This is a genomic window from Pseudomonas sp. RG1, assembly GCF_025910115.1.
In the GTDB taxonomy this organism is placed as follows: Bacteria; Pseudomonadota; Gammaproteobacteria; order Pseudomonadales; family Pseudomonadaceae; genus Aquipseudomonas; species Aquipseudomonas atacamensis.
Genome location: NZ_JAPCIK010000046.1, coordinates 226564 through 250672, shown reverse-complemented (window position 1 = coordinate 250672; position 24109 = coordinate 226564). Strand labels below are relative to the sequence as shown.

Genomic DNA, 24109 nt, shown 5'->3' with positions numbered 1-24109 from the left:
TCTGACAAGCGATTACCCATGACCAACCGTACCCGCATTCTCACCGGCATCACCACCACTGGCACGCCGCACCTGGGCAACTACGCCGGCGCGATTCGCCCGGCAATCCTCGCCAGCCGCGACAGCCAGGCCGATTCGTTCTATTTCCTGGCCGACTACCACGCCCTGATCAAATGCGATGACCCGCTGCGCATCCAGCGCTCGCGTCTGGAAATCGCCGCGACCTGGCTGGCCGGTGGCCTCGATGTCGATCGGGTGACCTTCTACCGCCAGTCCGACATCCCGGAAATCCCCGAGCTGACCTGGCTGCTGACTTGCGTCGCCGCCAAGGGCCTGCTCAACCGTGCGCACGCGTACAAGGCCTCGGTGGACAAGAACCTTGAAACCGGTGAAGACCCGGATGCCGGCATCACCATGGGTCTCTACAGCTATCCGGTGCTGATGGCGGCGGACATTCTGATGTTCAACGCGCACAAGGTGCCGGTCGGTCGCGATCAGATTCAGCATGTGGAAATGGCCCGCGATATCGGCCAGCGTTTCAACCATCTGTTCGGTCAGGGCAAAGAGTATTTCACCATGCCCGAAGCGCTGATCGAAGAAAGCGTGGCCACCTTGCCGGGCCTCGACGGTCGCAAGATGTCGAAGAGCTACGACAACACCATTCCGCTGTTCTCCAGCGCCAAAGAGATGAAGGACGCGATCTCGCGGATCGTCACTGACTCCAAGGCCCCGGGCGAAGCGAAAGATCCTGACAACTCGCACCTGTTCACTCTGTTCCAGGCCTTCGCCACCCCGGCGCAGGCTGACGAATTCCGCAGCGAACTGCTCGGTGGTCTGGGCTGGGGTGAGGCGAAGAATCGTCTGTTCCAGTTGCTCGACAACGAGCTGGGCGAGGCGCGCGAGAAGTATCACCAGTTGATCGAGCGTCCGGCGGACCTGGAAGACATCCTGCAGATCGGTGCGAAGAAGGCCCGCGCCGTGGCCACGCCGTTCCTCAATGAATTGCGCGAAGCTGTCGGCCTGCGTTCTTTCGTCAATCAGGTTCAGGTGGCCGCGACTACCAAGAAAAAAGCCGCGAAAGCCGCGCGTTTCGTCAGCTTCCGCGAGGACGACGGCAGCTTCCGTTTCCGTCTGCTGGCGGCCGATGGCGAGCAATTGCTGCTGTCGCGTAACTTCGCCGACGGCAAAACCGCCGGCCAGGCGACCAAACAGTTGCAGTCCGGCGAGCCGCTGGATGTGCGTACTGAAGAACTGAGCTTCAGCGTCTGGCTGGCCGGTGAGTGCGTGGGCGACAGCCCGGCGTTTGCCGACATCGGTGCGCGGGACGCCGCCATCGAGGCGTTGCGCGTCGCGCTGACTCCAGCTCAGGACTGATCGGCGGCACGACCCGACCAAGGGCCGATTGCCATTCCCACAGGCCGTCGCTACAGTGACGGCCCGTTTTTGTTGCCTTGCTAACGAATTATGACGCCCCTAGAACGATATCAAGCTGATCTGAAACGCCCGGACTTCTTCCATGACGCCGCGCAGGAAACTGCTGTGCGTCACTTGCAGCGTCTGTACGACGACTTGATCGCCGCTGACCAGAACAAGCCGGGCTTGCTCGGCAAGCTGTTTGGCAAAAAGGATCAGGCACCGGTCAAGGGCCTGTATTTCTGGGGCGGCGTCGGTCGCGGCAAGACTTACCTGGTCGACACCTTCTTCGAAGCGCTGCCGTTCAATGAAAAGACCCGCACGCACTTCCACCGCTTCATGAAGCGCGTGCACGAAGAAATGAAAACCCTGGGCGGCGAGAAGAACCCGCTGACCATCATCGCCAAGCGCTTCGCGGCCGAGTCGCGGGTGATCTGCTTCGATGAATTCTTCGTCTCCGACATCACCGACGCGATGATCCTCGGCACGCTGATGGAAGAGCTGTTCAAGAACGGCGTGACCCTCGTCGCGACGTCGAACATCGTTCCGGACGGCCTGTACAAGGATGGCCTGCAACGCGCGCGCTTCCTCCCGGCCATCGCGCTGATCAAGCAGAACACCGAGATCGTCAACGTCGACAGCGGCGTCGATTATCGTCTGCGTCACCTCGAGCAAGCCGAGCTGTTCCACTATCCGCTCGACGAAGCCGCGCACGAAAGCCTGCGCAAGAGCTTCAAGGCGCTGACGCCGGAGTGCACGGCGGCGGTGGAAAACGATGTGCTGATCATTGAGAACCGCGAAATCCGCGCTCTGCGCACCTGCGACGACGTGGCCTGGTTCGACTTCCGTGAACTGTGCGACGGCCCGCGCAGCCAGAACGACTACATCGAACTGGGCAAGATCTTCCACGCCGTGCTGCTCAGCGGCGTCGAGCAGATGAGCGTCACCACTGACGACATCGCCCGGCGCTTCATCAACATGGTCGACGAATTCTACGACCGCAACGTCAAGCTGATCATTTCTGCTGAAGTCGAGTTGAAGGATCTGTACACCGGCGGACGCCTGACCTTCGAGTTCCAGCGCACACTGAGCCGACTGCTGGAGATGCAATCTCACGAATTCCTGTCGCGGGCGCACAAGCCTTAAACGGAGTTTCGGCAACGAAAAAGGCCTGCGATTGCAGGCCTTTTTTATGCGCTGAAGTTTTTCCCTGTGGGAGCGAGCCTGCTCGCGAAAGCGCAGTAACTGATCGTTCCCACGCTCCGCGTCACTTGCGAGCCGGACGCAGAGCGTCCAGTGGCGGCATTCCCACGCAGAGCGTGGGAACGATCATCAGGCCGGATTACGCAGCCTGCTGAAACTGCTGCCGATACTGATTCGGCGACAGCTCGGTGTGCTGGCGGAACAGTCGCGCGAAGAAGCTCGCATCGTCGTAACCGACCTCATAACTGATGGTCTTGATGCTCTTGCGCGTGCCCGAAAGCAGGCCCTTGGCTGTCTCGATGCGCAGGCGTTGCAAGTAGTGCAACGGCTTGTCGCCGGTGGCGGTCTGGAAGCGGCGCATGAAGTTGCGGATGCTCATGCCGTGCTCGCGGGCGACGTCTTCGAAGCGGAACTTGTCGGCGAAATGTTCTTCGAGCCACTGCTGGATCTGCAGGATGATCACGTCCTGATGCAGCTTTTGCCCACCAAAACCGATACGTCCCGGCGAATAACTGCGCTGCACTTCGTAGAGAATGTCGCGGGCCACGGCTTGTGCCACGTTCGCGCCGCAGAAGCGTTCGATCAGATAGATGTAGAGATCGCAGGCCGAGGTCGTGCCGCCGGCGCAATAGAGATTGTCGGCGTCCGTCAGGTGCTTGTCCTGATTCAGATAGACCTTGGGGAAACGCTCGGCGAAGGCATTGAAGAAGCGCCAGTAGGTGGTGGCTTCCTTACCGTTGAGCAGCCCGGCTTCGGCGAGCCAGAACACTCCGGTGGCTTCGCCGCATAACACCGCGCCGCGCGCATGCTGTTCGCGCAGCCACGGCAGGATTTGCGGGTAACGGCTGCACAGCGTGTCGAAATCGTCCCAGAACGCCGGGAGGATGATCACGTCGGCGTTTTCCAGGCCGCCGTCGACCGGCATCACTACGTCGCTGAAGCTTTTCACCGGTTTGCCATCGGGGCTGACCAAGCGAGTTTCGAACGCCGGGGTCAGGCCGTGGCCCAGTTGTTTGCCGTAACGCAGGCTGGCCACATGGAAAAAATCCTTGGCCTGCATGAGGGTGTAAGCGAAGACCCGGTCGATGGCCAGGATGCTGACGCGCCGCAAGGGCGGGGAGACGTGCTTAGACATAATTCAACTTTTGTTTTGTTTTTATAAGGGAAAGTGGTCACCAGACGGCTGGATCGTCTTATTTTTTGTCGGATGTGTCCAGTGTCCCGTAGCAGGAGTCGGGCTTAGTCTCTGAGAGCCGTATCCCTCCAACAACAAAGAAAGGTGCCGCATGATCCCCAGAACCCTGTTCAGCTCCGAGCACGAATTGTTCCGCGACAGCGTGCGAACTTTCCTCGAAAAGGAGGCCGTGCCGTATCACGCGCAGTGGGAGAAGCAGGGGCACATCGATCGCGCACTGTGGAACAAGGCGGGGGAGGCGGGGATGCTCTGTTCGCATCTGCCGGAAGAGTACGGCGGGCTCGGCGCGGATTTCCTCTACAGCACCGTGGTCATCGAGGAAGTCGGGCGTCTGGGTCTGACCGGTATCGGTTTCTCGCTGCACTCGGACATCGTCGCACCGTACATCCTGCATTACGGCAGCGAAGCGCTGAAGCACAAATACCTGCCGAAACTGGTCTCGGGCGAAATGGTCACGGCGATTGCCATGACCGAGCCTGGCGCCGGTTCCGACCTGCAAGGGGTGAAAACCACGGCGGTGCTCGACGGTGACGAATATGTGATCAACGGTTCGAAAACCTTTATCACCAACGGCTTTCTGGCTGACCTAGTGATCGTGGTGGCCAAGACCGACCCCAAGGCTGGCGCCAAGGGCACCAGTCTGTTTCTGGTGGAGGCGAATACACCGGGCTTCGAGAAGGGCAAGCGCCTGGAGAAGGTCGGCATGAAAGCGCAGGACACCTCGGAACTGTTCTTCCAGGACGTGCGCGTGCCGAAGGAAAACCTTCTCGGCCAGGCGGGTGCCGGGTTTGCCTATCTGATGCAGGAGTTACCGCAAGAGCGCCTGACCGTGGCGATTGGCGGCCTGGCCTCGGCTGAAGCGGCGTTGCAATGGACGCTGGATTACACCCGTGATCGCAAGGCGTTCGGCAAGGCGATTGCCGACTTTCAGAACACCCGCTTCAAACTGGCCGAAATGGCTACAGAGATCCAGATCGGCCGGGTTTTTGTCGACCGCTGCCTGGAGCTGCATCTGCAAGGCAAACTCGATGTGCCGACGGCGGCGATGGCCAAATATTGGGGCACCGACCTGCAATGCAAAGTGCTCGACGAATGCGTGCAACTGCATGGCGGCTACGGCTTCATGTGGGAATATCCGGTGGCCCGGGCGTGGGCGGATGCGCGGGTGCAGCGGATTTATGCCGGCACCAATGAAATCATGAAGGAGATTATTGCGCGGTCGCTTTGATGATCATTCCCACGCTCTGCGTGGGAATGCCGCCGGGGACGCTCCGCGTTCCGCTGTTGAAGTAATCCGACTGGCCTCTTCGCGAGCAGGCTCGTTCCCACAGGGGATCACCGTACCTGTGGGAGCGAGCCTGCTCGCGAAGCTTTTGGCGGTCAGTTACGGCGCCGGATTCGGATGATCCTTGTGAATCGCCTCAATCCCGGCCAGCACTTCATCGGACAGTTTCAGATCAAAACTGGCAATGTTGCTGTCCAGTTGCTCAAGCGTCGTCGCGCCAATGATGTTGCTGGTGACGAACGGTTGCTGGGTCACGAAGGCCAAGGCCATTTGTGCCGGGTCCAGGCCGTGTTCACGGGCCAGGGCTACGTAACGGCTGCACGCCGCCTCCGATTGCGGGTTGAAATAGCGGCTGAAGCGGCTGTAGAGGCTCAGACGGCCTTTCGGTGGTCGGGCGCCGCCTTCGTACTTGCCGGAGAGGAAGCCGAACGCCAGTGGCGAGTAGGCGAGCAGGCCGCACTGTTCGCGAATGGCGATCTCGGCCAGGCCGACTTCGAAGCTGCGGTTGAGCAGGTTGTACGGGTTCTGGATCGACACTGCACGCGGCCAGCCACGGGCTTCGGCCAGAGCCAGAAAGCGCATGGTGCCCCACGGCGTCTCGTTGGACAGACCGATGTGACGAATCTTGCCGGCCTTCACCTGTTCGTCGAGGGCTTCGAGGGTGTCTTCCAGCGGCGTCAGGTTGGCTTCGATCTTGTGCTTGTAGCCCAGCTGTCCGAAAAAGTTGGTGCTGCGTTCCGGCCAGTGCAGTTGGTACAGATCGATGTAATCGGTCTGCAGGCGCTTGAGGCTACCGTCCAGTGCTTCGGTGATGTGCTGGCGGTTGTGGCGCAGGTTCTTGTCGCGGATGTAATCGATGGTGTTGCCGGGGCCGGCGATCTTGCTGGCGAGGATCCAGTCGGAACGGTCACCGCGACTCTTGAAGTAATTGCCGATGTAGCGCTCGGTGGTGGCGTAGGTTTCGGCTTTGGGCGGCACCGGATACATTTCGGCGGTGTCGAGGAAATTGATCCCCGCTTCTTTCGCCCGCTCGATCTGGGCGAAGGCTTCAGCCTCAGTGTTTTGCTCGCCCCAAGTCATGGTGCCGAGGCAGATTGCACTCACGTTCAGGTCGGTACGGCCTAGCTGGCGATAGTCCATCGGGTGCTCCTTGGGCAAAACAATCATAAAAGCAGGTTGAAAAATTTTTCGCAATCTGCATAATTGCCGACCTCTTTCTGCAGTGGAAGTGATGCGCCGCCGCCGAAGAATCTTGCCGTTGAACGGACGCGCCGACCCGAGCCCCCGAAAGCGTCTGTATCCGGCTGCCTTTGACTTGTCAAAGTACGCACTATTCAGTAAGATCCGCCGTCTTATTTACAGGCGGCCCCTGAGGCTATAAAGAATGAAAACTTTTACTGCTAAACCGGAAACAGTAAAGCGCGACTGGTTTGTCGTCGACGCTGCTGGTCAGACCCTGGGTCGTCTGGCCACCGAAATCGCGAGCCGTCTGCGTGGCAAGCACAAGCCTGAGTACACTCCTCACGTTGACACCGGCGACTACATCGTCGTCATCAACGCCGAGCAGATCCGTGTTACCGGCGCTAAAACCACTGACAAAATGTACTACTCCCACTCCGGTTTCCCGGGCGGCATCAAGTCGATCAACTTTGAAAAGCTGATCGCCAAAGCCCCTGAGCGCGTGATCGAGACCGCGGTTAAAGGCATGCTGCCTAAAAACCCACTGGGTCGCGACATGTACCGTAAGCTGAAAGTCTATGCGGGCGCTGCACACCCTCATACTGCTCAGCAGCCCCAAGAACTGAAGATTTAACGGAATAGTTCATTATGTCGGCGACTCAAAATTACGGCACTGGCCGTCGCAAGACCGCAACCGCACGCGTTTTCCTGCGTCCGGGTACTGGTAACATCTCCATCAACAACCGTTCGCTGGATAACTTCTTCGGCCGCGAAACTGCCCGCATGGTAGTTCGTCAGCCGCTGGAGCTGACCGAGACTGTCGAGAAGTTCGACATCTACGTCACCGTGATCGGCGGTGGTGTAAGTGGTCAGGCTGGCGCAATCCGCCACGGCATCACTCGCGCTCTGATGGACTACGACGAAACCCTGCGTAGCGCTCTGCGCAAAGCTGGCTTCGTTACCCGCGACGCCCGTGAAGTTGAACGTAAGAAAGTTGGTCTGCGTAAAGCGCGTAAGCGTCCGCAGTACTCGAAGCGTTAATTCCGCTTCCACGTTCAAAAAAGAACGCCCGCCTCCTCACGGAAGCGGGCGTTTTTTTATGCCTGCGATTTATCAAAGAATTGCGTTGTGACAACTTGCCACAGCCGTAGACCCCCTATACTCCAAGGCTTAAGGGGCTGAGCCCCGGGGAATTAACCTTGTCAGAATTGGGGGTTTTCATTACCATTCGGGCAAAATTTTTATAAGTAACATTTGATTTATTTAGTAGACGCCTGATTTAACAGGCCAAAAAAGCTGATGGGAGAGGACTGAATGAGCAATGACGGCGTGAATGCAGGCCGGCGTCGCTTCCTGGTGGCAGCCACATCCGTGGTGGGTGCTGCAGGAGCGGTGGGGGCTGCGGTCCCGTTCGTGGGGTCATGGTTTCCCAGTGCCAAGGCGAAAGCTGCCGGTGCACCGGTGAAAGTGAATGTCAGCAAAATCGAGCCAGGCCAGCAGATGATTGCTGAATGGCGCGGCCAGCCGGTGTTCATTGTCCGCCGTACCGAGGAAATCCTGGGGAATCTCAAGAAGATCGAGGGTCAGCTCTCCGATCCGACCTCCAAAAACTCCACGCAACCCACTTATGTCGACCCTGAAGTACGCTCGATCAAGCCGGAGATTCTCCTGCTGATCGGGATCTGTACGCACCTGGGTTGCTCACCGACCTTCCGTCCCGAAGTGGCACCTGCGGATCTGGGCAAAGACTGGGTAGGTGGCTATTTCTGCCCGTGCCACGGTTCCCACTACGATCTGGCTGGCCGCGTCTACAAGTCGCAACCTGCGCCTTTGAACCTGCCAGTTCCCCCGCATTCCTATGAGACCGATGACCTGATTGTCATTGGCGTCGATACGGAGAAAGCGTGATGAGCAAGTTCATGGATTGGGTTGATGCGCGCTTTCCCGCGACCAAGATGTGGGAAGACCATCTCAGCAAATATTACGCACCAAAAAACTTCAACTTCTTCTATTTCTTCGGCTCGCTGGCGCTGCTGGTGCTGGTCAACCAGATCGTCACCGGCGTCTGGCTGACGATGAGCTATACGCCGTCGGCAGAAGAGGCGTTTGCTTCCGTTGAATACATCATGCGCGACGTCGAGTACGGCTCGATCCTGCGTCTGCTGCACTCGACCGGCGCCTCGGCGTTTTTCATCGTCGTCTATCTGCACATGTTCCGCGGTCTGCTCTACGGTTCGTACCAGAAACCGCGCGAGCTGGTCTGGGTGTTCGGCATGCTGATCTACCTGGCACTGATGGCCGAAGCGTTCATGGGTTACCTGCTGCCGTGGGGCCAGATGTCCTACTGGGGAGCCCAGGTGATCATCTCGCTGTTCGGTGCGATTCCGCTGATCGGCGATGACCTGACCCAGTGGATTCGTGGTGACTACCTGATCTCCGGAATCACCCTGAACCGCTTCTTCGCCTTGCACGTGGTCGCGCTGCCGATCGTGATTCTCGGTCTGGTGGTGTTGCACATTCTGGCGCTGCACGAAGTCGGTTCGAACAACCCTGACGGCGTCGATATCAAGAAGCACAAAGACGAAAACGGCATCCCGCTGGACGGCATTGCGTTCCACCCGTACTACACGGTGAAGGACATTGTCGGTGTGGTGGTATTCCTGTTCATCTTCTGTTTCATTGTGTTCTTCTTCCCGGAAATGGGCGGCTACTTCCTCGAAAAACCAAACTTCGAGCCGGCTAACCCATTCAAGACGCCTGAGCACATTGCCCCGGTCTGGTACTTCACTCCGTTCTACGCAATCCTGCGTGCGGTGCCGGACAAACTCCTGGGCGTTATCGCCATGGGTGCGGCGATTGCGGTGCTGTTCGTGCTGCCTTGGCTGGATCGCAGTCCGGTGAGATCGATGCGCTACAAGGGCTGGCTGAGCAAAATCTGGCTGGTGGTGTTCTGCATCTCCTTCGTGATTCTCGGCATTCTTGGAGTTCTGGCGCCGACACCAGGGCGCACGTTGCTGTCGCAGGTCTGCACCTTCCTGTACTTCGCCTACTTCATTCTGATGCCGTTCTACACCCGGCTCGAGAAGACCAAACCGGTTCCGGAAAGGGTGACTGGCTGATGAAAAAGTTATTTCTTGCTCTGATTTTTGCTGCGCTGCCTTCCCTGGTTTTTGCTGCCGAGGGTCATGGTCCGGAACTGGAAAGTGTCGATATCGACGTCTCCGACAAAGCCGCTCTGCAGGATGGTGCGCGGACCTTTGCCAACTATTGCATGGGTTGCCACAGTGCCAAGTTCCAGCGTTACGAGCGCGTCGCCGATGACCTCGGCATTCCGCACGAGTTGATGCTGGAGAAGCTGGTGTTCACCGGTGCCAAGATTGGCGACCACATGAACATCGGCATGCAGCCGGCCGACGCCAAGACCTGGTTCGGCGCAGCGCCGCCGGACCTGACGCTGGTAGCGCGAGTACGCGGTACCGACTGGCTCTACGGTTACCTGAAGTCGTTCTATGAAGATCCGGCGCGTCCATGGGGCGTGAACAACAAGGTCTTCCCGAACGTCGGCATGCCTAACGTGCTGGTCGGCCTGCAGGGTCGTCAGGTTGTCGGCTGCAAACAGGTGCAGATCGTCGAGGACGGCAAGAAGCAATACGATCCGCTGACCGGCACGCCGCTGACCCATGAAGCGTGCGATCAGTTGACCATCGTGCCGAAGTCCGGTGCTCTGAACGAAGAGCAGTTCGATGAGAAGGTCAAGAATCTGGTAACCTTCCTGGCTTACTCGGCTAACCCGGTTAAGCTGCAACATCAGCGCATCGGTACTTATGTCTTGCTGTACCTGGCGTTCTTCTTTGTGTTCGCCTACCTGCTCAAGCGTGAATACTGGAAAGACGTGCACTGATACGCTTCAAGCATTGCTGTTAATCGCGCGCGCCCAAGGGCGCCTCCGCTAAAGCAGGATCTGCTCAGTCAGACCCTGCGGGAGGTGCCCTCTGGGCGCGCGCGTTTTTCCGGTTCCGACAAATTCAACAAGCGAGGAGGATCGCCATGGGCGTGACCAATCGGTTGGCCTGTTACTCCGACCCCGCCGACCACTATTCCCACCGAGTGCGCATCGTGCTTGCAGAGAAGGGTGTCAGCGCCGAAATCATTTACGTGGAAGCGGGCCGCCAGCCGCCTAAACTGATTGAGGTGAACCCTTACGGCAGTCTGCCGACGCTGGTCGATCGTGACTTGGCGTTGTGGGAGTCGACCGTGGTGATGGAGTATCTGGATGAGCGTTACCCGCACCCGCCGCTGATGCCGGTTTATCCGGTGGCGCGGGCCAACAGCCGTCTGCTGATCCACAGGATTCAGCGTGACTGGTGCGGGCTGGTGGATCTGATTCTGGATCCCAAGAGCAAAGAGGCCGCACGGGTCGTGGCGCGCAAGGAACTGCGCGAAAGCCTGACCGGCGTTTCGCCGCTGTTCGCCGACAAACCGTTCTTCCTCAGTGAGGAACAAAGTCTGGTGGATTGCTGCCTATTACCCATACTCTGGCGTTTGCCGATTCTGGGTATTGAACTGCCGCGGCCGGCCAAGCCGCTGCTTGATTATATGGAGCGCCAGTTTGCGCGTGAGGCTTTCCAGGCGAGTCTGTCTGGTGTCGAACGCGATATGCGCTAAGGCTTAAGGAGCCGCTATGAACTCCAGTCGACCTTATCTGGTCCGCGCGCTCTACGAGTGGATTGTGGATAACGATTGCACCCCGCACATGCTGGTCAACTCCGAGTACCCGGCGGTGCAGGTGCCACAGGGTTTTGCCAGTGACGGCCAGATCGTCCTGAACATCTCGCCGAGTGCCGTGCGTCATCTGCACATGGATAACGACGTGGTGACGTTCGAAGGCCGCTTCGGCGGTGTTCCGCACAGTCTCTACGTGCCGATCAGCGCGATCCTGGGTATTTACGCCCGGGAGAACGGCCAGGGCATGGTGTTTGACCTCGAGTTGCCGATGGACGACGAGGAAGACATCGATCCGGATGACGACTCGCCGCCACCGGGCAGCGAGCCACCACGCCCGAGTGGCCGGCCGAGCTTGAAGGTTGTGAAATAAAAAAAGGCGATCCGGATGGATCGCCTTTTTTGTGTCTGCCTTTACGGTCAGTCGATGTATTCGAACAGCTTCACAATCTTCTGCACACCAGACACACCCTGAACCAGATTGGTTGCCTGAGTGGCTTCCTGTTTGGTCAGCAGGCCCAGCAGGTAGACGATGCCGTTCTCGGTCACGACTTTGATGCGCGAGCCAGGAATGCTGGCGTCGGTGAGCATCTGGGTCTTGATCTTGGTGGTCAGCCACGCATCGTTCTGGCGCGCGAGCAGGGAGGACGGTTGCAGCACTTGCAGTTCGTTGTGCACCTTCTTCACGCGCTGGACATTGGCGGCTGCCTGTTCGGCTTTGGCCTTGAGGTCTTCGCGCGGAGTCTGGCCGGCGAGCAGGACGACGCCGTTGAAGCTGGTGATGACGATGTGCGAGTCGTTGTCCAGTGCCGGATCGGCCTTGGCGATGTTCACGCCTGCTTTGGTTTCGATCAGCGAGTCGTCGATCTTGCTGCCGAAGGTGCGCGTGCCACGGTCGTCTTCGATCGGCGCTTCACGGCTGGCGTTCACCACCGAGGTGCAGCCGCTGATGCCGAGGCACAGGGTCAAGGCCAAAAGGCCAAGGCGATTAGGGGTCATTCTTCACTCCCGAACAGTTGGCTGTCGATCAGATCGCAAAGGCAATGGATCGCCAGCAAGTGGACTTCCTGAATACGTGCAGTGACGTTGGCCGGTACGCGAATCTCGACGTCCTCGGGCAACAGCAGCGACGCCATGCCGCCGCCATCGCGTCCGGTCAAAGCTACGACAATCATTTCGCGATCATGTGCGGCCTGGATCGCTTGAATAATGTTCGCCGAGTTGCCGCTGGTCGAAATCGCCAGCAACACATCGCCCGGCTGGCCGAGCGCGCGAATCTGCTTGGAGAACACTTCGTTGTAGCTGTAATCGTTGGCGATCGAGGTGATCGTCGAAGTGTCGGTGGTCAGCGCAATCGCCGGCAGGCTCGGACGCTCGCGCTCGAAGCGGTTGAGCAGCTCCGAAGAAAAATGCTGGGCATCCCCGGCCGAACCACCGTTGCCGCACGAGAGCATTTTGCCTTCGTTGAGCAGGGCGTTGACCATGATCTGGCTGGCTTGCTCGATGTGCGGTGCAAGTACGTCCATCGCCTGTTGCTTGGTGTCGATACTGGCCTGGAAAAGCTGGCGAATTCGGGATTGCATGTCCATCTGTGTGACCTTAAGTGGCGCGGCTGTTCGGCACGTGAATGTGCAGCCGGCAAAGCAAAGAGCAAAATGTGTCGGACGAAAACAGGGCAGGGTGCAGGCGATCAACTGTCGAAAGCATTCTGCAACCAGTTCAGCTGATTCGGGTGGCTGTCGATCGCCACCACATCGAAGCGGCAGGGGGAATTGGCCCAACGCGACTCGCGCTGAAGAAAATACTGTGCTGCAAAGATCAGTTTCTGCTGCTTGCGCTCGTCGATACTGGCGAGCGCGCCACCCCATTGAGTGTTTTTTCTGTAGCGAACTTCAACGAATACTACTGTATCGCCATCAAGCATGACCAGATCAAGCTCGCCGCGTTTGCATAACCAGTTCTGCGCCAGCAGGCGCAGACCTTGTTGTTGCAGATGTTCAAGCGCCTGGCGCTCGGCATCCTTGCCGCTTTGCGAGCGTGACCTGTCGGGCATTAGCGCGGTGTGTCCGGCAGGCGCTGCACCTGACCGCTGACGAACTGTGCCCACGGCAACTGGCGCACAACGCGCTGGGTCTGGGTCATGCCGAGGCTGCCCGACTGACCTTCGATGCGGCTGTCCGGCAGGGCCTTGAGTTGGCCGAGGCGCGGTGCCAGGCGATAGGCGTCGGCGCCCATGGCGTACAGGCGACCGAGGCTGCCATTGGCTTGCGGCCATTGCGCAGCTACTTGCTGGCGCAGCGGATCGCTGGTTTCCAGCAGCCATGGGGTTTCGCAGAAGCGAATGCCGTTCATGTCGTTGTACTGGTTGACGTCGCCGCTGGCGCTGTACACGTGGGAAGTCGCGTAGACCGGCACGTCACCGGCGTACTGGAAGTTCAGGGTCGGCTTGATCTGCTGGGCCTGTTGCGGCGTGGCGGCCAAGAAGATGAATTCGATGTCCTGACGACGCGAAGGCTGCGCGGCGACGTTGGTGCCGGCAACATTCTGCAGGCTCTTGGCGCGAGCTTCGCTCTGACGCAGCTGGAACATGTCGGCGATCTGCTGGGCCAGTTGCACCGGCTGATCGACACGCTCGGTGGCAACGATACTGCCGCCATTGGCTTGCCAGTCCTGGCTGAAGGCACGTAGGACGCGATCGCCCCATTCGCCCTTCGGCACCATGATCGCGGCGCGATGCAGGCCATCGGCGCGGGCGCGACGGGAGACTTCGCGAGCTTCGTCTTCAGCTGCCAGACCGAACTGGAACAACTGCGCCGGACCTTGTTCGCCTTCGCTGTAGTTCAGCGCCAGGGTGGTGATTGGCAGTTGCGGGCGAGTGCTCAGTTGCTTGACCAGTGGTTTTTCCAGCGGGCCGACTACCAGTTGCACGCCGTCAGCCTGGGCCTTGCGATAGAACTCGTCCATCGAGGTCAGCTTCGAGCTGTCGTAGAACTCGATGGCAGGGGGGTTCTGGCCGGCCTGTTGCGCCTGATAATGCGCGGCCATGAAGCCTTCACGCAGCGCTTTGCCGACCGACGCCAATTGGCCGTCCTGTGGCAGCAGCAGGGCGATTTTGCTCAGTGGCTGGCTGGCCAGTTCCTTGAGTTTGGTCAGCGGCAGCGGCAGGTTGACCGCCGCCGGGTGCTTTGGATTCTGCGCACGCCAGTTGTCGATCGCGGCTTGTTGCTGTTCCAGCGTGCCTGCGGTTTTCACCGCTTGCGCCAGTGCCATCCAACCGCCGAGATCGTCGGTGTTGTTCGGTTGCAATTGATCGGTTGGCAGCGAAGCGATCAGGGTCCAGATCGCTTCGTGGTTCTTGCTCGCCGCTTCGCCTTCCAGCATCGGTGCGATGAACACACGCTCACGGGCAGCGGCCAGCGTCTGGCCATCGGCTTCAAGGGCGCGGGCGTGAACAGTGCCAGTGCGCACTTGCTGCTCTTCCGGCATTTCCCCGAGCGTCTGGAAGCTCGGATGGCTCAGGGCGGTCAGCGCAGCTTTCGGCTGATTGCGCGTCATGGCCAGTTCGGCGGACAGCGTATTGGCGAAAATCTGCTGGCCTGGCTTGAGTTGCTCCACTGGCACTTGTTGCAGGATTTGCGCGGACTGGCCGGCATTGCCTTGGCGGTAAGCCTGGTCCGCCGCGCTCAGGCGCAGCAGGGCGGCTTGTTCCGGGGTTTTAGCCTGCGCAGCCTGTTCGAGCAGTTGCTCGATGCTGGCGTCCGGAGTCCGTGGAAGTTCGCCAAGGCTGGAGGAAGGGGAGCTGGCACACGCGGCCAACAAGGCAGCGAGGCAGAGGGCAGTGAACAGCCGCAGGCAAGCGATCATGTAAGTGTTCCTGATACTCGATCAAATTAGCGTGGAATTGTACCCAAGCACTGGCCGGGGCGCGATGTTACTGGCGTGAATCGGTCAATTTAGCTGGAGTAAATGTTGCGGCAGCGCACAACCGGGCGAAAAACCGCACTCGGCCGGAGCGCATCGCAAGCCTCATGACGCGCTACAATGGCCGCTTTTACCGATCACGAGGTGTGCGCTTTGACTGCTCCAGGTCCTTTGAATTCCGCTGCTGGCTCGCTTTATGTGGTGGCGACGCCCATCGGCAACCTGGACGACATCAGCGCCCGGGCCTTGAAGATCCTTCGTGAAGTGGCCCTGATTGCAGCGGAAGACACGCGGCATTCGGCGCGCCTGATGCAGCACTTCGGTATCGGTACGCCGCTGGCCGCATGTCACGAACACAACGAGCGGGATGAGGGTAGCCGCTTTATTACGCGGTTGCTGGCGGGCGACAACGTCGCGCTGATCTCTGATGCCGGCACGCCGCTTATCTCCGATCCGGGTTATCACCTGGTGCGTCAGGCCCGTGCGGCCGGGATCAACGTGGTGCCGGTGCCGGGTGCCTGCGCGTTGATCGCGGCGCTGTCGGCGGCGGGCTTGCCGTCCGACCGTTTTATCTTCGAAGGTTTCCTCCCGGCCAAGTCGGTCGGACGCAAGGCGCGTCTGGAAGCGGTTAAAGAAGAGCCGCGCACATTGATTTTCTATGAAGCGCCGCATCGCATTCTCGAATGCCTGCAGGATATGGAAGCAGTGTTTGGCGGCGAGCGTCAGGCTCTGCTGGCGCGGGAAATCACCAAAACCTTCGAAACCCTCAAAGGCCTGCCGCTCAGCGAGCTGCGTGCGTTCGTCGAGTCCGACAGCAATCAGCAGCGCGGCGAGTGCGTAGTGCTGGTGGCCGGCTGGACCGCGCCGGAGTCGGAGGACGCGGTCAGCAGCGAAGCCATGCGCATCCTCGATCTGCTTCTGGAGGAAATGCCGCTCAAGCGCGCCGCCGCACTGGCAGCGCAAATCACCGGCGAGCGCAAAAACGTGCTGTATCAGGTGGCGCTGGATAAACAGAAAGGCGTGTAAGCCGTCGCCCATGGCGTTCTTGAGGGTTTTAGCGCTTGTTCTTCCGGCGCTCTGCCGTTAACCTTCGCGGCGGAGAGTCGATCGGACAGTCGCTGCCCTCTATGAAAATTAGGGGGGGGAGGAAAGTCCGGGCTCCATAGGGCGAAGTGCCAGGTAATGCCTGGGAGGCGTGAGCCTACGGAAAGTGCCACAGAAAATAACCGCCTAAGCGCGCAAGCGCCGGTAAGGGTGAAAAGGTGCGGTAAGAGCGCACCGCACGTCTGGCAACAGTTCGTGGCTAGGTAAACCCCACTTGGAGCAAGACCAAATAGGGTCCCAAGGCGTGGCCCGCGCTGGGACCGGGTAGGTTGCTAAAGATGTCCAGTGATGGCCATCGTAGACGAATGACTGTTCAAGACAGAACCCGGCTTACAGATCGACTCTCCACCTTTTTCTTTCCCTGCTTGAAACAAAGAAGACGCGGCTGTGTAATATCAGCTGGCCTGGTCTGAAATTCCGGCAGCGGCAAATGCGGTAATAGCCTTTTCCCACCCTGCTTCAATCAACAGCCGAAGCGCCTTTGTAATACCGAAAAAATCTTACTCTTAACAAACTACTTTAACTTTCGAGCGCAGCTTTCAGTGCTGCATCAAGTTATTGACCAAAACTTCACGTCAGATTCTCGTTGAGCCTCCTTTTACGTCGCTAAATCTCCGTTCTGTAAGGCTTTTCCTTTAATCCGCGCCTTGACGGTGTGGTGGGCGCATTCCTATAGTGTGCGCAAGTGGCGGAAAGTGGCATGAAGTGGGTTTTTTGAGCTCAAAACGATAAAAATTGGAGAAACGCTGACGTGTTTCGCGGAGCTAACGCTATCAGTCTCGATGCAAAGGGCCGTCTCGCCATGCCGAGCCGGTACCGTGACGAGCTCGATTCGCGCAGTTCCGGCCAATTGATCGTGACCATTGATGCCGTTGATCCATGCCTGTGTGTCTATCCGCTCGATGAGTGGGAAATTATTGAAACCAAGTTGCGCGCACTCCCTTCGCTTCGCGAAGAGAACCGTCGCCTGCAACGTTTATTGATTGGTAATGCCGTCGACCTCGAACTCGATGGCAGTGGTCGTTTCCTGGTTCCGCCGCGTTTGCGCGAATACGCCAAGCTCGATAAGCGCGCGATGCTGGTCGGCCAACTGAACAAGTTCCAATTGTGGGACGAGGATGCATGGAACGCGGTATCTGCCGCTGACCTTGCTGCTATTCAACAACCGGGCGCGATGCCTGATGAACTGCGTGATTTGATCCTGTGACTATTGATAGCGGCTTTAACCACATCACCGTACTGCTTGACGAAGCCGTCGAGGCTCTCGCCGTACGTCCTGATGGCTGCTATCTGGATGGCACGTTCGGGCGCGGCGGGCACAGTCGGTTGATCCTCAGCCAGCTCGGGCCGGACGGTCGACTCATCGGATTCGACAAGGATCCTCAAGCGATTGCCACCGGGCAAACGCTAGCGGCCGAAGACGGCCGCTTTGTCGTTGTGCAGCGCAGCTTTGCCGAGCTCGGTTCGGTGGTTGCCGAGCAAGGCCTGACCGGCAAGGTCAGCGGCATTCTGCTCGACCTCGGCGTGTCGTCGCCGCAGCTCGATGACGCCGAGCGCGGCTTCAGTTTCCTCAATGACGGCCCGCTGGACATGCGCATGGACCCGTCCCGTGGCATCAGCGCTGCCGAATTCGTCAACACCGCGCCGGTGGAAGAAATAGCCCGGGTGTTCAAGGAATACGGCGAAGAACGTTTCTCCGGGCGCATGGCCCGTGCCGTTGCCGAGCGCCGTGACATCAAGCCGTTCGAGCGCACCGCCGATCTGGCCGAAGTGCTGAAAGTCGCCAACCCGGCGTGGGAAAAGGGCAAGAACCCGGCTACCCGCGCGTTCCAGGGTTTGCGCATTCACGTCAATAACGAACTCGGCGATCTGGAAGCCGGCCTCGACGCCGCGCTGGAAGCGCTGGAAGTTGGCGGCCGTCTGGTGGTCATCAGCTTCCACTCGCTGGAAGACCGCATCGTCAAACTGTTCATGCGCAAGCTGGTGAAAGGCGAGGCCGACAATCTGCCGCGCAACCTGCCGGTTCGCCACGTCGCCTTCGAACCGAAAATCAAAATCCACGGCAAAGCGCAGACGGCCTCCGACGCCGAACTCAAAGCCAACCCACGTTCCCGTAGCGCCGTCATGCGTGTCGCGGAGAAGTTGCGGTGAGCAAGCTTTTCGCCAAACCACTGCCCGGCGGCAGCTTTCTGATGCTGCTGCTGTTTATCGGCGTGCTGTTTTCGGCCATTGCTGTGTCGTACAGCGCGCACTGGAACCGGCAGTTGCTCAACACCCTTTATAACGAACTCAGCGTGCGCGACAAGGCGCAGGCCGAGTGGGGGCGGCTGATTCTCGAGCAGAGCACCTGGACCGCGCACAGCCGCATCGAAGTGCTAGCCACCGAACAACTGAAAATGCACATCCCTGGCGCGGCTGACGTGAAGATGGTGGCGCCATGATGAAACTCGAAGGCGCACTGTTCCCATGGCGCTTCCGCCTGATGGTGGCGCTGCTCGGCCTGATGGTCGCTGCGATCTGCTGGCGCATCATCGACCTGCAAGTGGTCGACCGTGACTTCCTCAAAGGGCAGGGCGACGCGCGCAGCCTGCGCCACATTCCGATTCCGGCGCACCGTGGCCTGATCACCGACCGTAACGGCGAGCCTCTGGCCGTCAGTACGCCAGTGACCACGCTGTGGGCCAACGCCAAGGAAATGCAGTCGGCCAAAGAGAAGTGGCCGGCACTTGCCGCCGCGTTGGGCCAGAACCCGAAAGCGCTAAGCGAGCGCCTCGAAGCCCAGGCCAACAAAGAATTCATTTACCTGGTGCGCGGGCTGACCCCCGAGCAGGGCCAGGCTGTGCTCGATCTGAAAGTGCCGGGCGTCTATGGCATCGAAGAATTCCGCCGCTTCTATCCGGCCGGTGAAGTCACCGCGCACATGGTCGGCTTTACCGACATCGACGATCACGGTCGCGAAGGCGTCGAGCTGGCCTATGACGAATGGCTGGCCGGGGTGCCGGGCAAACGACAAGTCATCAAGGATCGCCGTGGCCGGCTGATCAAGGATGTTCAGGTCACCAAAAACGCCAAGGCCGGCAAGCCCTTGGCGTTGTCGATTGATCTGCGTCTGCAATACCTGGCCAACCGCGAACTGCGCAACGCGATCATCGAGAACGGCGCCAAGGCCGGCAGTCTGGTGATCATGGACGTGAAGACCGGCGAGATCCTGGCCATGGTCAACCAGCCGACCTACAACCCGAACAACCGTCGCAACCTGCAACCGGCGATGATGCGCAACCGCGCCATGATCGACGTGTTCGAACCGGGTTCGACCATGAAAGCCATTTCCATGAGCGCGGCGATCGAAACCGGCCGCTGGAAACCGAGCGACACCGTCGAGGTGTATCCGGGCTCGTTGCAGATCGGCAAATACACCATCAAAGACGTGTCGAAGACCGAAGGGCCGGTGCTCGATCTGACCGGCATCCTGATCAATTCGAGTAACGTCGGCATGAGTAAAGTCGCCTTCGATATCGGCGGCGAAACGATTTTCCGTCTCGCACAGAAAGTCGGCCTCGGTCAGGACACCGGCCTGGGCTTCCCCGGCGAACGTGTCGGCAATCTGCCCAACTACCGCGAATGGCGCAAGGCTGAAACTGCAACCTTGTCTTACGGCTACGGTATTTCCGTGACCGCGATCCAGCTGGTGCATGCGTTCTCGGCACTGGCCAACAACGGTCGCCTCGCGCCGCTGACCCTGATCAAAACCGACAAGATGCCGCAGACCACCCAAGTGCTGCCGGAAGCTGTGGCAAAAACCATGCAGGGCATGTTGCAGCAAGTGATCGAAGCGCCGCGCGGAGTGTTTCGTGCGCAGGTGCCGGCTTATCACGTCGGCGGCAAGTCGGGTACCGCGCGCAAGACCTCGGTCGGCACCAAGGGCTACGCAGAAAATTCCTACCGCTCGCTGTTCGCCGGCTTCGGTCCGATGAGTGATCCGCGTTACGCCATCGTGGTGGTGATCGATGAGCCAACCAAGGCCGGTTACTTCGGTGGTCTGGTGTCCGCGCCGGTGTTCAGCCGTGTGATGTCCGGCACCCTGCGCCTGATGAACGTGACCCCGGACAACCTGCCGACCACCCAACAGGCCAATGCCACCCCGGTCGTTCCGCTGAAAGCCAATGGAGGGCGCGGCTGATGTCATTAAGTCTGAACAAGATATTCCCCCACGCCGGCCACGATCTGTTGATCCGTGAACTGGCGCTGGACAGCCGCAACGTGCGCGCCGGCGATCTGTTTCTCGCCGTGCCCGGTGGCCGCTTCGATGGCCGTGCGCACATCGCCGATGCCTTGCAACGCGGCGCGGCTGCCGTGGCTTATGAAGTCGAAGGCGCCACCGTGCTGCCGATCACTGACGTGCCGCTGATTCCGGTCAAAGGTCTGGCGGCGCAGCTGTCGGACATCGCCGGGCGTTTTTACGGTGAGCCGAGTCATCACCTGAACCTGATCGGCGTCACTGGCACCAATGGCAAGACCAGCGTGACCCAACTGGTCGCGCAGGCGCTGGACCTGCTCGGCCAGCATTGCGGCATCGTCGGTACGCTGGGTTCCGGTTTCTACGGCGCGCTGGAAAGCGGCCTGCACACCACGCCGAACCCGATTGCCGTGCAAGCAACCCTGGGTGACCTGAAAAAGGCCGGTGCGAAAGCCGTGGCCATGGAAGTGTCGTCCCACGGTCTGGATCAGGGCCGGGTGACTGCGCTGGCGTTTGACGTGGCGGTGATGACCAACCTGTCCCGCGATCATCTGGATTATCACGGCACCATGCAGGCGTACGCCGAGGCCAAGGCCCGGCTGTTCGCCTGGAATGACCTGAAGTGCCGCGTGGTCAACCTCGACGACGATTTCGGCCGGCAACTGGCGGCGGAAAAGCGCGAGTCGCGTTTGATCACCTACAGTTTGCTCGACAGCAGTGCCTACCTGTTCTGCCGCGAAGCGCAGTTCGATGACCACGGCGTGCGCGCCACGCTGGTCACGCCGCAGGGCGAGCATCACCTGCGCAGCACATTGCTCGGGCGTTTCAACCTGAGCAACGTGCTGGCCGCAGTCGGCGCCTTGCTTGGCCTGGATTACGCCCTCGACGAAATTCTCAAAGTGCTGCCCAAGCTCGAAGGCCCGGCCGGTCGCATGCAGCGTCTGGGTGGCGGCACGCAGCCGCTGGTGGTGGTCGATTACGCCCATACCCCGGATGCGCTGGAAAAAGTTCTCACCGCACTGCGCCCGCACGTCAAAGGCCAACTGCTGTGCCTGTTCGGCTGCGGCGGTGATCGCGATCGTGGCAAACGTCCGTTGATGGCCGAAGTGGTCGAGCGTCTCGCCGACCAGGTGCTGGTCACCGATGACAACCCGCGCACCGAAGATCCTGCGGTGATTTTCGACGACATCCGTGCCGGTTTCACCGCTGTGGATAAGGTCACCTTCGTCGCCGGTCGCGGTCAGGCCATTGCGCAATTGATTGCTGGCGCAACCGCTGATGACGTGATTGTGCTCGCCGGCAAAGGTCACGAGGACTATCAGGAAATCAACGGCGTGCGCCATGCGTTTTCCGATCTGGTCGAGGCCGATCATGCCCTGACCGCGTGGGAGGTGGCCCATGCTTAACGCCCTGACACTCAGCGAATTGACCAACGCGCTCGAAGCCCGTTTGATCGGCGCTGACGCGAGTTTCGACGGCGTCAGCATCGACAGCCGCGCCATCCAGCCCGGCCAGCTGTTCATAGCCCTGACCGGCCCGCGTTTCGACGGTCATGATTATCTGAACGACGTTGCCGGCAAAGGTGCCGTGGCGGCACTGGTCGAGCGCGAAGTCGCCGGCAGCGCGCTGCCGCAATTGCTGGTCAAGGACACCCGTCAGGCCCTCGGACAACTCGGCGCGTTGAACCGTGCTGCGTTCACCCAGCCAGTGGCGGCAGTGACCGGTTCCAGTGGCAAGACCACGGTCAAGGAAATGCTCGCGAGCATCCTGCGCACGCGCGGTCCGGTGCTGGCGACCCGTGGCAACCTGAACAACGACCTCGGCGTACCGCTGACCCTGATCGAGCTGGCGCCGGAACACACCTCGGCCGTGATCGAACTGGGCGCTTCGCGTCTCGGTGAAATCGCCTACACCGTCGGCCTGACCAAGCCGCATGTGGCGATCCTGAACAACGCCGGCACCGCTCACGTCGGTGAGTTCGGCGGTCCGGAAAAAATCGTCGAAGCCAAAGGTGAAATCATCGAAGGCCTGGCCGCCGATGGCATCGCCGTGCTCAACCTCGATGACAAGGCTTTCGGTATCTGGAAGACCCGCGCTGCCGGTCGTCAGGTGCTGACCTTCGCTCTCAGCAACAGCGAGGCGAATTTCCACGCCAGCGATCTGGCCACTGATGCCCGTGGTTGCCCGGCGTTCAACCTGCACACGCCAGAAGGTAGCGAGCGCGTGCAACTGAACCTGCTCGGTACTCATAACGTCGCCAATGCCCTGGCTGCCGCCGCTGCTGCCCACGCCTTGGGTGTTTCGCTGTTCGGCATCGCCACCGGCCTCGGCGCGGTGCAACCGGTCAAGGGGCGCACCGTCGCGCAACTGGCGAAAAACGGCATGCGCGTGATCGATGACACCTACAACGCAAACCCCACCTCGATGTGCGCGGCCGTTGATATACTCGCCGGCTTTTCCGGCCGCACCGTCCTGGTGCTCGGCGATATCGGCGAGTTGGGCGACTGGGCGGAGCAGGGGCACCGCGACGTGGGCGAGTACGCCCGAGGCAAGGTTTCCGCGCTTTACGCGGTCGGGCCGAACATGGTCCACGCCGTAAACGCTTTCGGTGAGCAGGCGCAGCACTTCGGCAACCAGGCCGAGCTGATCCAGGCCCTCGCCGCCGAGCAGGACACAAACACCACCATTTTGATCAAGGGTTCGCGCAGCGCAGCGATGGAAAACATCGTTGCGGCTCTGTGCGGGTCCAGTCTGGAGAAACATTAATGCTGCTGCTGCTAGCGGAGTATCTGCAACAGTTCTACAAAGGCTTCGCGGTCTTCCAGTACCTGACCCTGCGCGGGATTCTCGGTGTGCTGACCGCGCTGGTCTTGTCGCTGTGCTATGGCCCGTGGATGATCCGTACTCTGCAGAACCGTCAGATCGGCCAATCGGTACGTAACGATGGCCCGCAATCGCACCTGTCCAAATCCGGTACGCCGACCATGGGTGGCGCGCTGATTCTGTCGTCGATCGGCGTCAGCACCTTGCTCTGGGCTGACTTGAGCAACCGCTACGTTTGGGTGGTGCTGCTGGTGACCCTGCTGTTCGGCGCCATCGGCTGGGTCGACGATTACCGCAAAGTCATCGAGAAAAACTCCCGTGGCCTGCCGAGCCGCTGGAAGTATTTCTGGCAGTCGGTGTTCGGCCTCGGCGCAGCGATCTTCCTTTATATGACTGCCGCGACGCCGGTGGAAACCACGCTGATTCTGCCGATGCTCAAGGACTACAGTATTCCGCTGGGCGCCGGTTTCATCGTGCTGACCTACTTCGTGATTGTCGGTTCGAGCAACGCGGTCAACCTGACTGATGGTCTCGATGGTCTGGCGATCATGCCAACCGTGATGGTCGGCGGCGGCCTGGGGATTTTCTGCTACCTGTCGGGTAACGTGAAATTCGCCGAATACCTGCTGATTCCTTACGTGCCGGGCGCGGGCGAATTGATCGTGTTCTGCGGTGCGCTGATCGGTGCCGGTCTCGGTTTCCTCTGGTTCAACACCTATCCGGCGCAAGTGTTCATGGGCGACGTCGGTGCCCTGGCACTCGGCGCGGCACTGGGCACCATCGCGGTGATCGTCCGTCAGGAAATCGTCCTGTTCATCATGGGCGGCGTGTTCGTGATGGAAACCCTGTCAGTGGTCATTCAGGTTGCCTCCTTTAAGCTGACCGGTCGCCGCGTGTTCCGCATGGCGCCGATACACCACCACTTTGAACTCAAGGGCTGGCCCGAGCCGCGCGTGATCGTCCGTTTCTGGATCATCACCGTGATTCTCGTCCTGGTCGGCCTTGCCACCCTGAAGCTGAGGTAGAA

At 59.9% G+C, this 24109-nt stretch carries 24 protein-coding genes and 1 other RNA gene; 19 read left to right on the top strand and 6 right to left on the bottom strand.

The genetic code is table 11. The annotated features are described in order from the left end of the window. Positions 1-18: 18 nt before the first annotated feature. Positions 19-1374 carry a tryptophan--tRNA ligase gene (locus tag OK411_RS23305; RefSeq protein WP_136492730.1) on the top strand — a complete coding sequence of 452 codons (1356 nt, stop codon included), beginning with the start codon at positions 19-21 and terminating at the stop codon, positions 1372-1374. A 90-nt stretch (positions 1375-1464) separates the two neighbouring features. Continuing rightward, positions 1465-2559 carry a cell division protein ZapE gene (gene zapE, locus OK411_RS23300; RefSeq protein WP_136492731.1) on the top strand — a complete coding sequence of 365 codons (1095 nt, stop codon included), beginning with the start codon at positions 1465-1467 and terminating at the stop codon, positions 2557-2559. 196 nt (positions 2560-2755) lie between these two features. Here the strand turns inward: zapE and OK411_RS23295 are convergent, their stop codons facing one another. Then, complete coding sequence (locus OK411_RS23295) at positions 2756-3652, bottom strand: GlxA family transcriptional regulator (protein WP_162999820.1); 897 nt, start codon at positions 3650-3652, stop codon at positions 2756-2758. A gap of 250 nt (positions 3653-3902) precedes the next feature. Here OK411_RS23295 and OK411_RS23290 point away from each other — a divergent pair, with 250 nt between their 5' ends. Continuing rightward, entirely contained in the window at positions 3903-5039 is a 1137-nt protein-coding gene (locus tag OK411_RS23290) for an acyl-CoA dehydrogenase family protein (RefSeq protein WP_024014254.1), read from the top strand. A gap of 156 nt (positions 5040-5195) precedes the next feature. Here OK411_RS23290 and OK411_RS23285 read toward each other — a convergent pair whose 3' ends face one another. Then, positions 5196-6236 carry an NADP(H)-dependent aldo-keto reductase gene (locus OK411_RS23285; RefSeq protein ID WP_024014253.1) on the bottom strand — a complete coding sequence of 347 codons (1041 nt, stop codon included), beginning with the start codon at positions 6234-6236 and terminating at the stop codon, positions 5196-5198. Between the two features lie 244 nt (positions 6237-6480). Here OK411_RS23285 and rplM point away from each other — a divergent pair, with 244 nt between their 5' ends. The 7 genes from rplM (at position 6481) to OK411_RS23250 (ending at position 11370) form a co-directional block, all read left to right on the top strand. Further along, a complete protein-coding gene (gene rplM / locus OK411_RS23280; RefSeq protein WP_003228062.1) occupies positions 6481-6909 on the top strand; it encodes a 50S ribosomal protein L13 in 429 nt (142 codons plus the stop codon). 14 nt (positions 6910-6923) lie between these two features. Continuing rightward, positions 6924-7316: a 30S ribosomal protein S9 gene (gene rpsI, locus OK411_RS23275; protein WP_003228056.1), complete on the top strand. Its 393-nt coding sequence runs from the start codon at positions 6924-6926 to the stop codon at positions 7314-7316. Positions 7317-7589: 273 nt separating this feature from the next. Beyond that, complete coding sequence (gene petA, locus OK411_RS23270) at positions 7590-8183, top strand: ubiquinol-cytochrome c reductase iron-sulfur subunit (protein WP_007917031.1); 594 nt, start codon at positions 7590-7592, stop codon at positions 8181-8183. Further along, positions 8183-9394, top strand: coding sequence for a cytochrome b (locus OK411_RS23265; RefSeq protein WP_024014252.1), 1212 nt, complete (start codon positions 8183-8185; stop codon positions 9392-9394). The genes petA and OK411_RS23265 overlap by 1 nt, the downstream gene beginning before the upstream one ends. After that, positions 9394-10176 carry a cytochrome c1 gene (locus OK411_RS23260; RefSeq protein WP_024014251.1) on the top strand — a complete coding sequence of 261 codons (783 nt, stop codon included), beginning with the start codon at positions 9394-9396 and terminating at the stop codon, positions 10174-10176. Before OK411_RS23265 ends, OK411_RS23260 begins: the two co-directional genes overlap by 1 nt. A 146-nt stretch (positions 10177-10322) precedes the next feature. Then, on the top strand, positions 10323-10940 hold the full coding sequence (locus OK411_RS23255) for a glutathione S-transferase N-terminal domain-containing protein (RefSeq protein ID WP_007961620.1): 618 nt from the start codon (positions 10323-10325) through the stop codon (positions 10938-10940). Between the two features lie 16 nt (positions 10941-10956). Beyond that, positions 10957-11370 (top strand): ClpXP protease specificity-enhancing factor, encoded by a 414-nt coding sequence (locus tag OK411_RS23250; protein WP_016773263.1) that lies wholly within the window; start codon positions 10957-10959, stop codon positions 11368-11370. Positions 11371-11417: 47 nt separating this feature from the next. On the opposite strand, the gene OK411_RS23245 is transcribed toward OK411_RS23250, so the two are convergent. The 4 genes from OK411_RS23245 to OK411_RS23230 form a co-directional block, all read right to left on the bottom strand. After that, entirely contained in the window at positions 11418-11996 is a 579-nt protein-coding gene (locus OK411_RS23245; protein WP_024014250.1) for a BON domain-containing protein, read from the bottom strand. Next, complete coding sequence (locus OK411_RS23240; RefSeq protein ID WP_008082788.1) at positions 11993-12586, bottom strand: phosphoheptose isomerase; 594 nt, start codon at positions 12584-12586, stop codon at positions 11993-11995. Before OK411_RS23240 ends, OK411_RS23245 begins: the two co-directional genes overlap by 4 nt. A gap of 101 nt (positions 12587-12687) precedes the next feature. Then, positions 12688-13050: a YraN family protein gene (locus OK411_RS23235; RefSeq protein ID WP_016773265.1), complete on the bottom strand. Its 363-nt coding sequence runs from the start codon at positions 13048-13050 to the stop codon at positions 12688-12690. After that, positions 13050-14861, bottom strand: a complete 1812-nt coding sequence (locus tag OK411_RS23230) for a penicillin-binding protein activator (RefSeq protein ID WP_264365752.1) — start codon at positions 14859-14861, stop codon at positions 13050-13052. The genes OK411_RS23235 and OK411_RS23230 overlap by 1 nt, the downstream gene beginning before the upstream one ends. A gap of 177 nt (positions 14862-15038) precedes the next feature. Here OK411_RS23230 and rsmI point away from each other — a divergent pair, with 177 nt between their 5' ends. The 9 genes from rsmI (at position 15039) to mraY (ending at position 24107) form a co-directional block, all read left to right on the top strand. Continuing rightward, on the top strand, positions 15039-15944 hold the full coding sequence (gene rsmI, locus OK411_RS23225) for a 16S rRNA (cytidine(1402)-2'-O)-methyltransferase (protein ID WP_016773267.1): 906 nt from the start codon (positions 15039-15041) through the stop codon (positions 15942-15944). Between the two features lie 73 nt (positions 15945-16017). Beyond that, positions 16018-16371, top strand: an RNA gene (rnpB, locus tag OK411_RS23220) — RNase P RNA component class A. 402 nt (positions 16372-16773) lie between these two features. Next, positions 16774-17229, top strand: a complete 456-nt coding sequence (gene mraZ / locus OK411_RS23215; RefSeq protein ID WP_007917012.1) for a division/cell wall cluster transcriptional repressor MraZ — start codon at positions 16774-16776, stop codon at positions 17227-17229. Further along, the gene (gene rsmH, locus OK411_RS23210) at positions 17226-18173 is read left to right on the top strand and encodes a 16S rRNA (cytosine(1402)-N(4))-methyltransferase RsmH (RefSeq protein WP_024014247.1); all 948 of its coding nucleotides are present in this window, start codon (positions 17226-17228) and stop codon (positions 18171-18173) included. Before mraZ ends, rsmH begins: the two co-directional genes overlap by 4 nt. After that, the gene (gene ftsL, locus OK411_RS23205; RefSeq protein WP_016773269.1) at positions 18170-18463 is read left to right on the top strand and encodes a cell division protein FtsL; all 294 of its coding nucleotides are present in this window, start codon (positions 18170-18172) and stop codon (positions 18461-18463) included. The genes rsmH and ftsL overlap by 4 nt, the downstream gene beginning before the upstream one ends. After that, positions 18463-20202, top strand: coding sequence for a peptidoglycan D,D-transpeptidase FtsI family protein (locus tag OK411_RS23200; protein WP_174823877.1), 1740 nt, complete (start codon positions 18463-18465; stop codon positions 20200-20202). The genes ftsL and OK411_RS23200 overlap by 1 nt, the downstream gene beginning before the upstream one ends. Then, the gene (locus OK411_RS23195; protein ID WP_016773271.1) at positions 20202-21665 is read left to right on the top strand and encodes a UDP-N-acetylmuramoyl-L-alanyl-D-glutamate--2,6-diaminopimelate ligase; all 1464 of its coding nucleotides are present in this window, start codon (positions 20202-20204) and stop codon (positions 21663-21665) included. Before OK411_RS23200 ends, OK411_RS23195 begins: the two co-directional genes overlap by 1 nt. Then, positions 21658-23025 (top strand): UDP-N-acetylmuramoyl-tripeptide--D-alanyl-D-alanine ligase, encoded by a 1368-nt coding sequence (locus tag OK411_RS23190; protein ID WP_264365751.1) that lies wholly within the window; start codon positions 21658-21660, stop codon positions 23023-23025. The genes OK411_RS23195 and OK411_RS23190 overlap by 8 nt, the downstream gene beginning before the upstream one ends. Then, positions 23025-24107 (top strand): phospho-N-acetylmuramoyl-pentapeptide-transferase, encoded by a 1083-nt coding sequence (gene mraY, locus OK411_RS23185; protein ID WP_016773275.1) that lies wholly within the window; start codon positions 23025-23027, stop codon positions 24105-24107. Before OK411_RS23190 ends, mraY begins: the two co-directional genes overlap by 1 nt. Positions 24108-24109 lie beyond the last annotated feature (2 nt).

Bases quoted from the DNA above. Each gene is read 5' to 3' on its own strand.
- OK411_RS23305 (WP_136492730.1), top strand. From the start codon at position 19: ATGACCAACCGTACCCGCATTCTCACCGGCATCACCACCACTGGCACG.
- zapE (WP_136492731.1), top strand. From the start codon at position 1,465: ATGACGCCCCTAGAACGATATCAAGCTGATCTGAAACGCCCGGACTTC.
- OK411_RS23290 (WP_024014254.1), top strand. From the start codon at position 3,903: ATGATCCCCAGAACCCTGTTCAGCTCCGAGCACGAATTGTTCCGCGAC.
- OK411_RS23285 (WP_024014253.1), bottom strand. From the start codon at position 6,236: ATGGACTATCGCCAGCTAGGCCGTACCGACCTGAACGTGAGTGCAATC.
- rplM (WP_003228062.1), top strand. From the start codon at position 6,481: ATGAAAACTTTTACTGCTAAACCGGAAACAGTAAAGCGCGACTGGTTT.
- rpsI (WP_003228056.1), top strand. From the start codon at position 6,924: ATGTCGGCGACTCAAAATTACGGCACTGGCCGTCGCAAGACCGCAACC.
- petA (WP_007917031.1), top strand. From the start codon at position 7,590: ATGAGCAATGACGGCGTGAATGCAGGCCGGCGTCGCTTCCTGGTGGCA.
- OK411_RS23265 (WP_024014252.1), top strand. From the start codon at position 8,183: ATGAGCAAGTTCATGGATTGGGTTGATGCGCGCTTTCCCGCGACCAAG.
- OK411_RS23260 (WP_024014251.1), top strand. From the start codon at position 9,394: ATGAAAAAGTTATTTCTTGCTCTGATTTTTGCTGCGCTGCCTTCCCTG.
- OK411_RS23255 (WP_007961620.1), top strand. From the start codon at position 10,323: ATGGGCGTGACCAATCGGTTGGCCTGTTACTCCGACCCCGCCGACCAC.
- OK411_RS23250 (WP_016773263.1), top strand. From the start codon at position 10,957: ATGAACTCCAGTCGACCTTATCTGGTCCGCGCGCTCTACGAGTGGATT.
- OK411_RS23245 (WP_024014250.1), bottom strand. From the start codon at position 11,996: ATGACCCCTAATCGCCTTGGCCTTTTGGCCTTGACCCTGTGCCTCGGC.
- OK411_RS23240 (WP_008082788.1), bottom strand. From the start codon at position 12,586: ATGGACATGCAATCCCGAATTCGCCAGCTTTTCCAGGCCAGTATCGAC.
- OK411_RS23235 (WP_016773265.1), bottom strand. From the start codon at position 13,050: ATGCCCGACAGGTCACGCTCGCAAAGCGGCAAGGATGCCGAGCGCCAG.
- OK411_RS23230 (WP_264365752.1), bottom strand. From the start codon at position 14,861: ATGATCGCTTGCCTGCGGCTGTTCACTGCCCTCTGCCTCGCTGCCTTG.
- rsmI (WP_016773267.1), top strand. From the start codon at position 15,039: ATGGCCGCTTTTACCGATCACGAGGTGTGCGCTTTGACTGCTCCAGGT.
- OK411_RS23200 (WP_174823877.1), top strand. From the start codon at position 18,463: ATGAAACTCGAAGGCGCACTGTTCCCATGGCGCTTCCGCCTGATGGTG.
- OK411_RS23195 (WP_016773271.1), top strand. From the start codon at position 20,202: ATGTCATTAAGTCTGAACAAGATATTCCCCCACGCCGGCCACGATCTG.
- OK411_RS23190 (WP_264365751.1), top strand. From the start codon at position 21,658: ATGCTTAACGCCCTGACACTCAGCGAATTGACCAACGCGCTCGAAGCC.
- mraY (WP_016773275.1), top strand. From the start codon at position 23,025: ATGCTGCTGCTGCTAGCGGAGTATCTGCAACAGTTCTACAAAGGCTTC.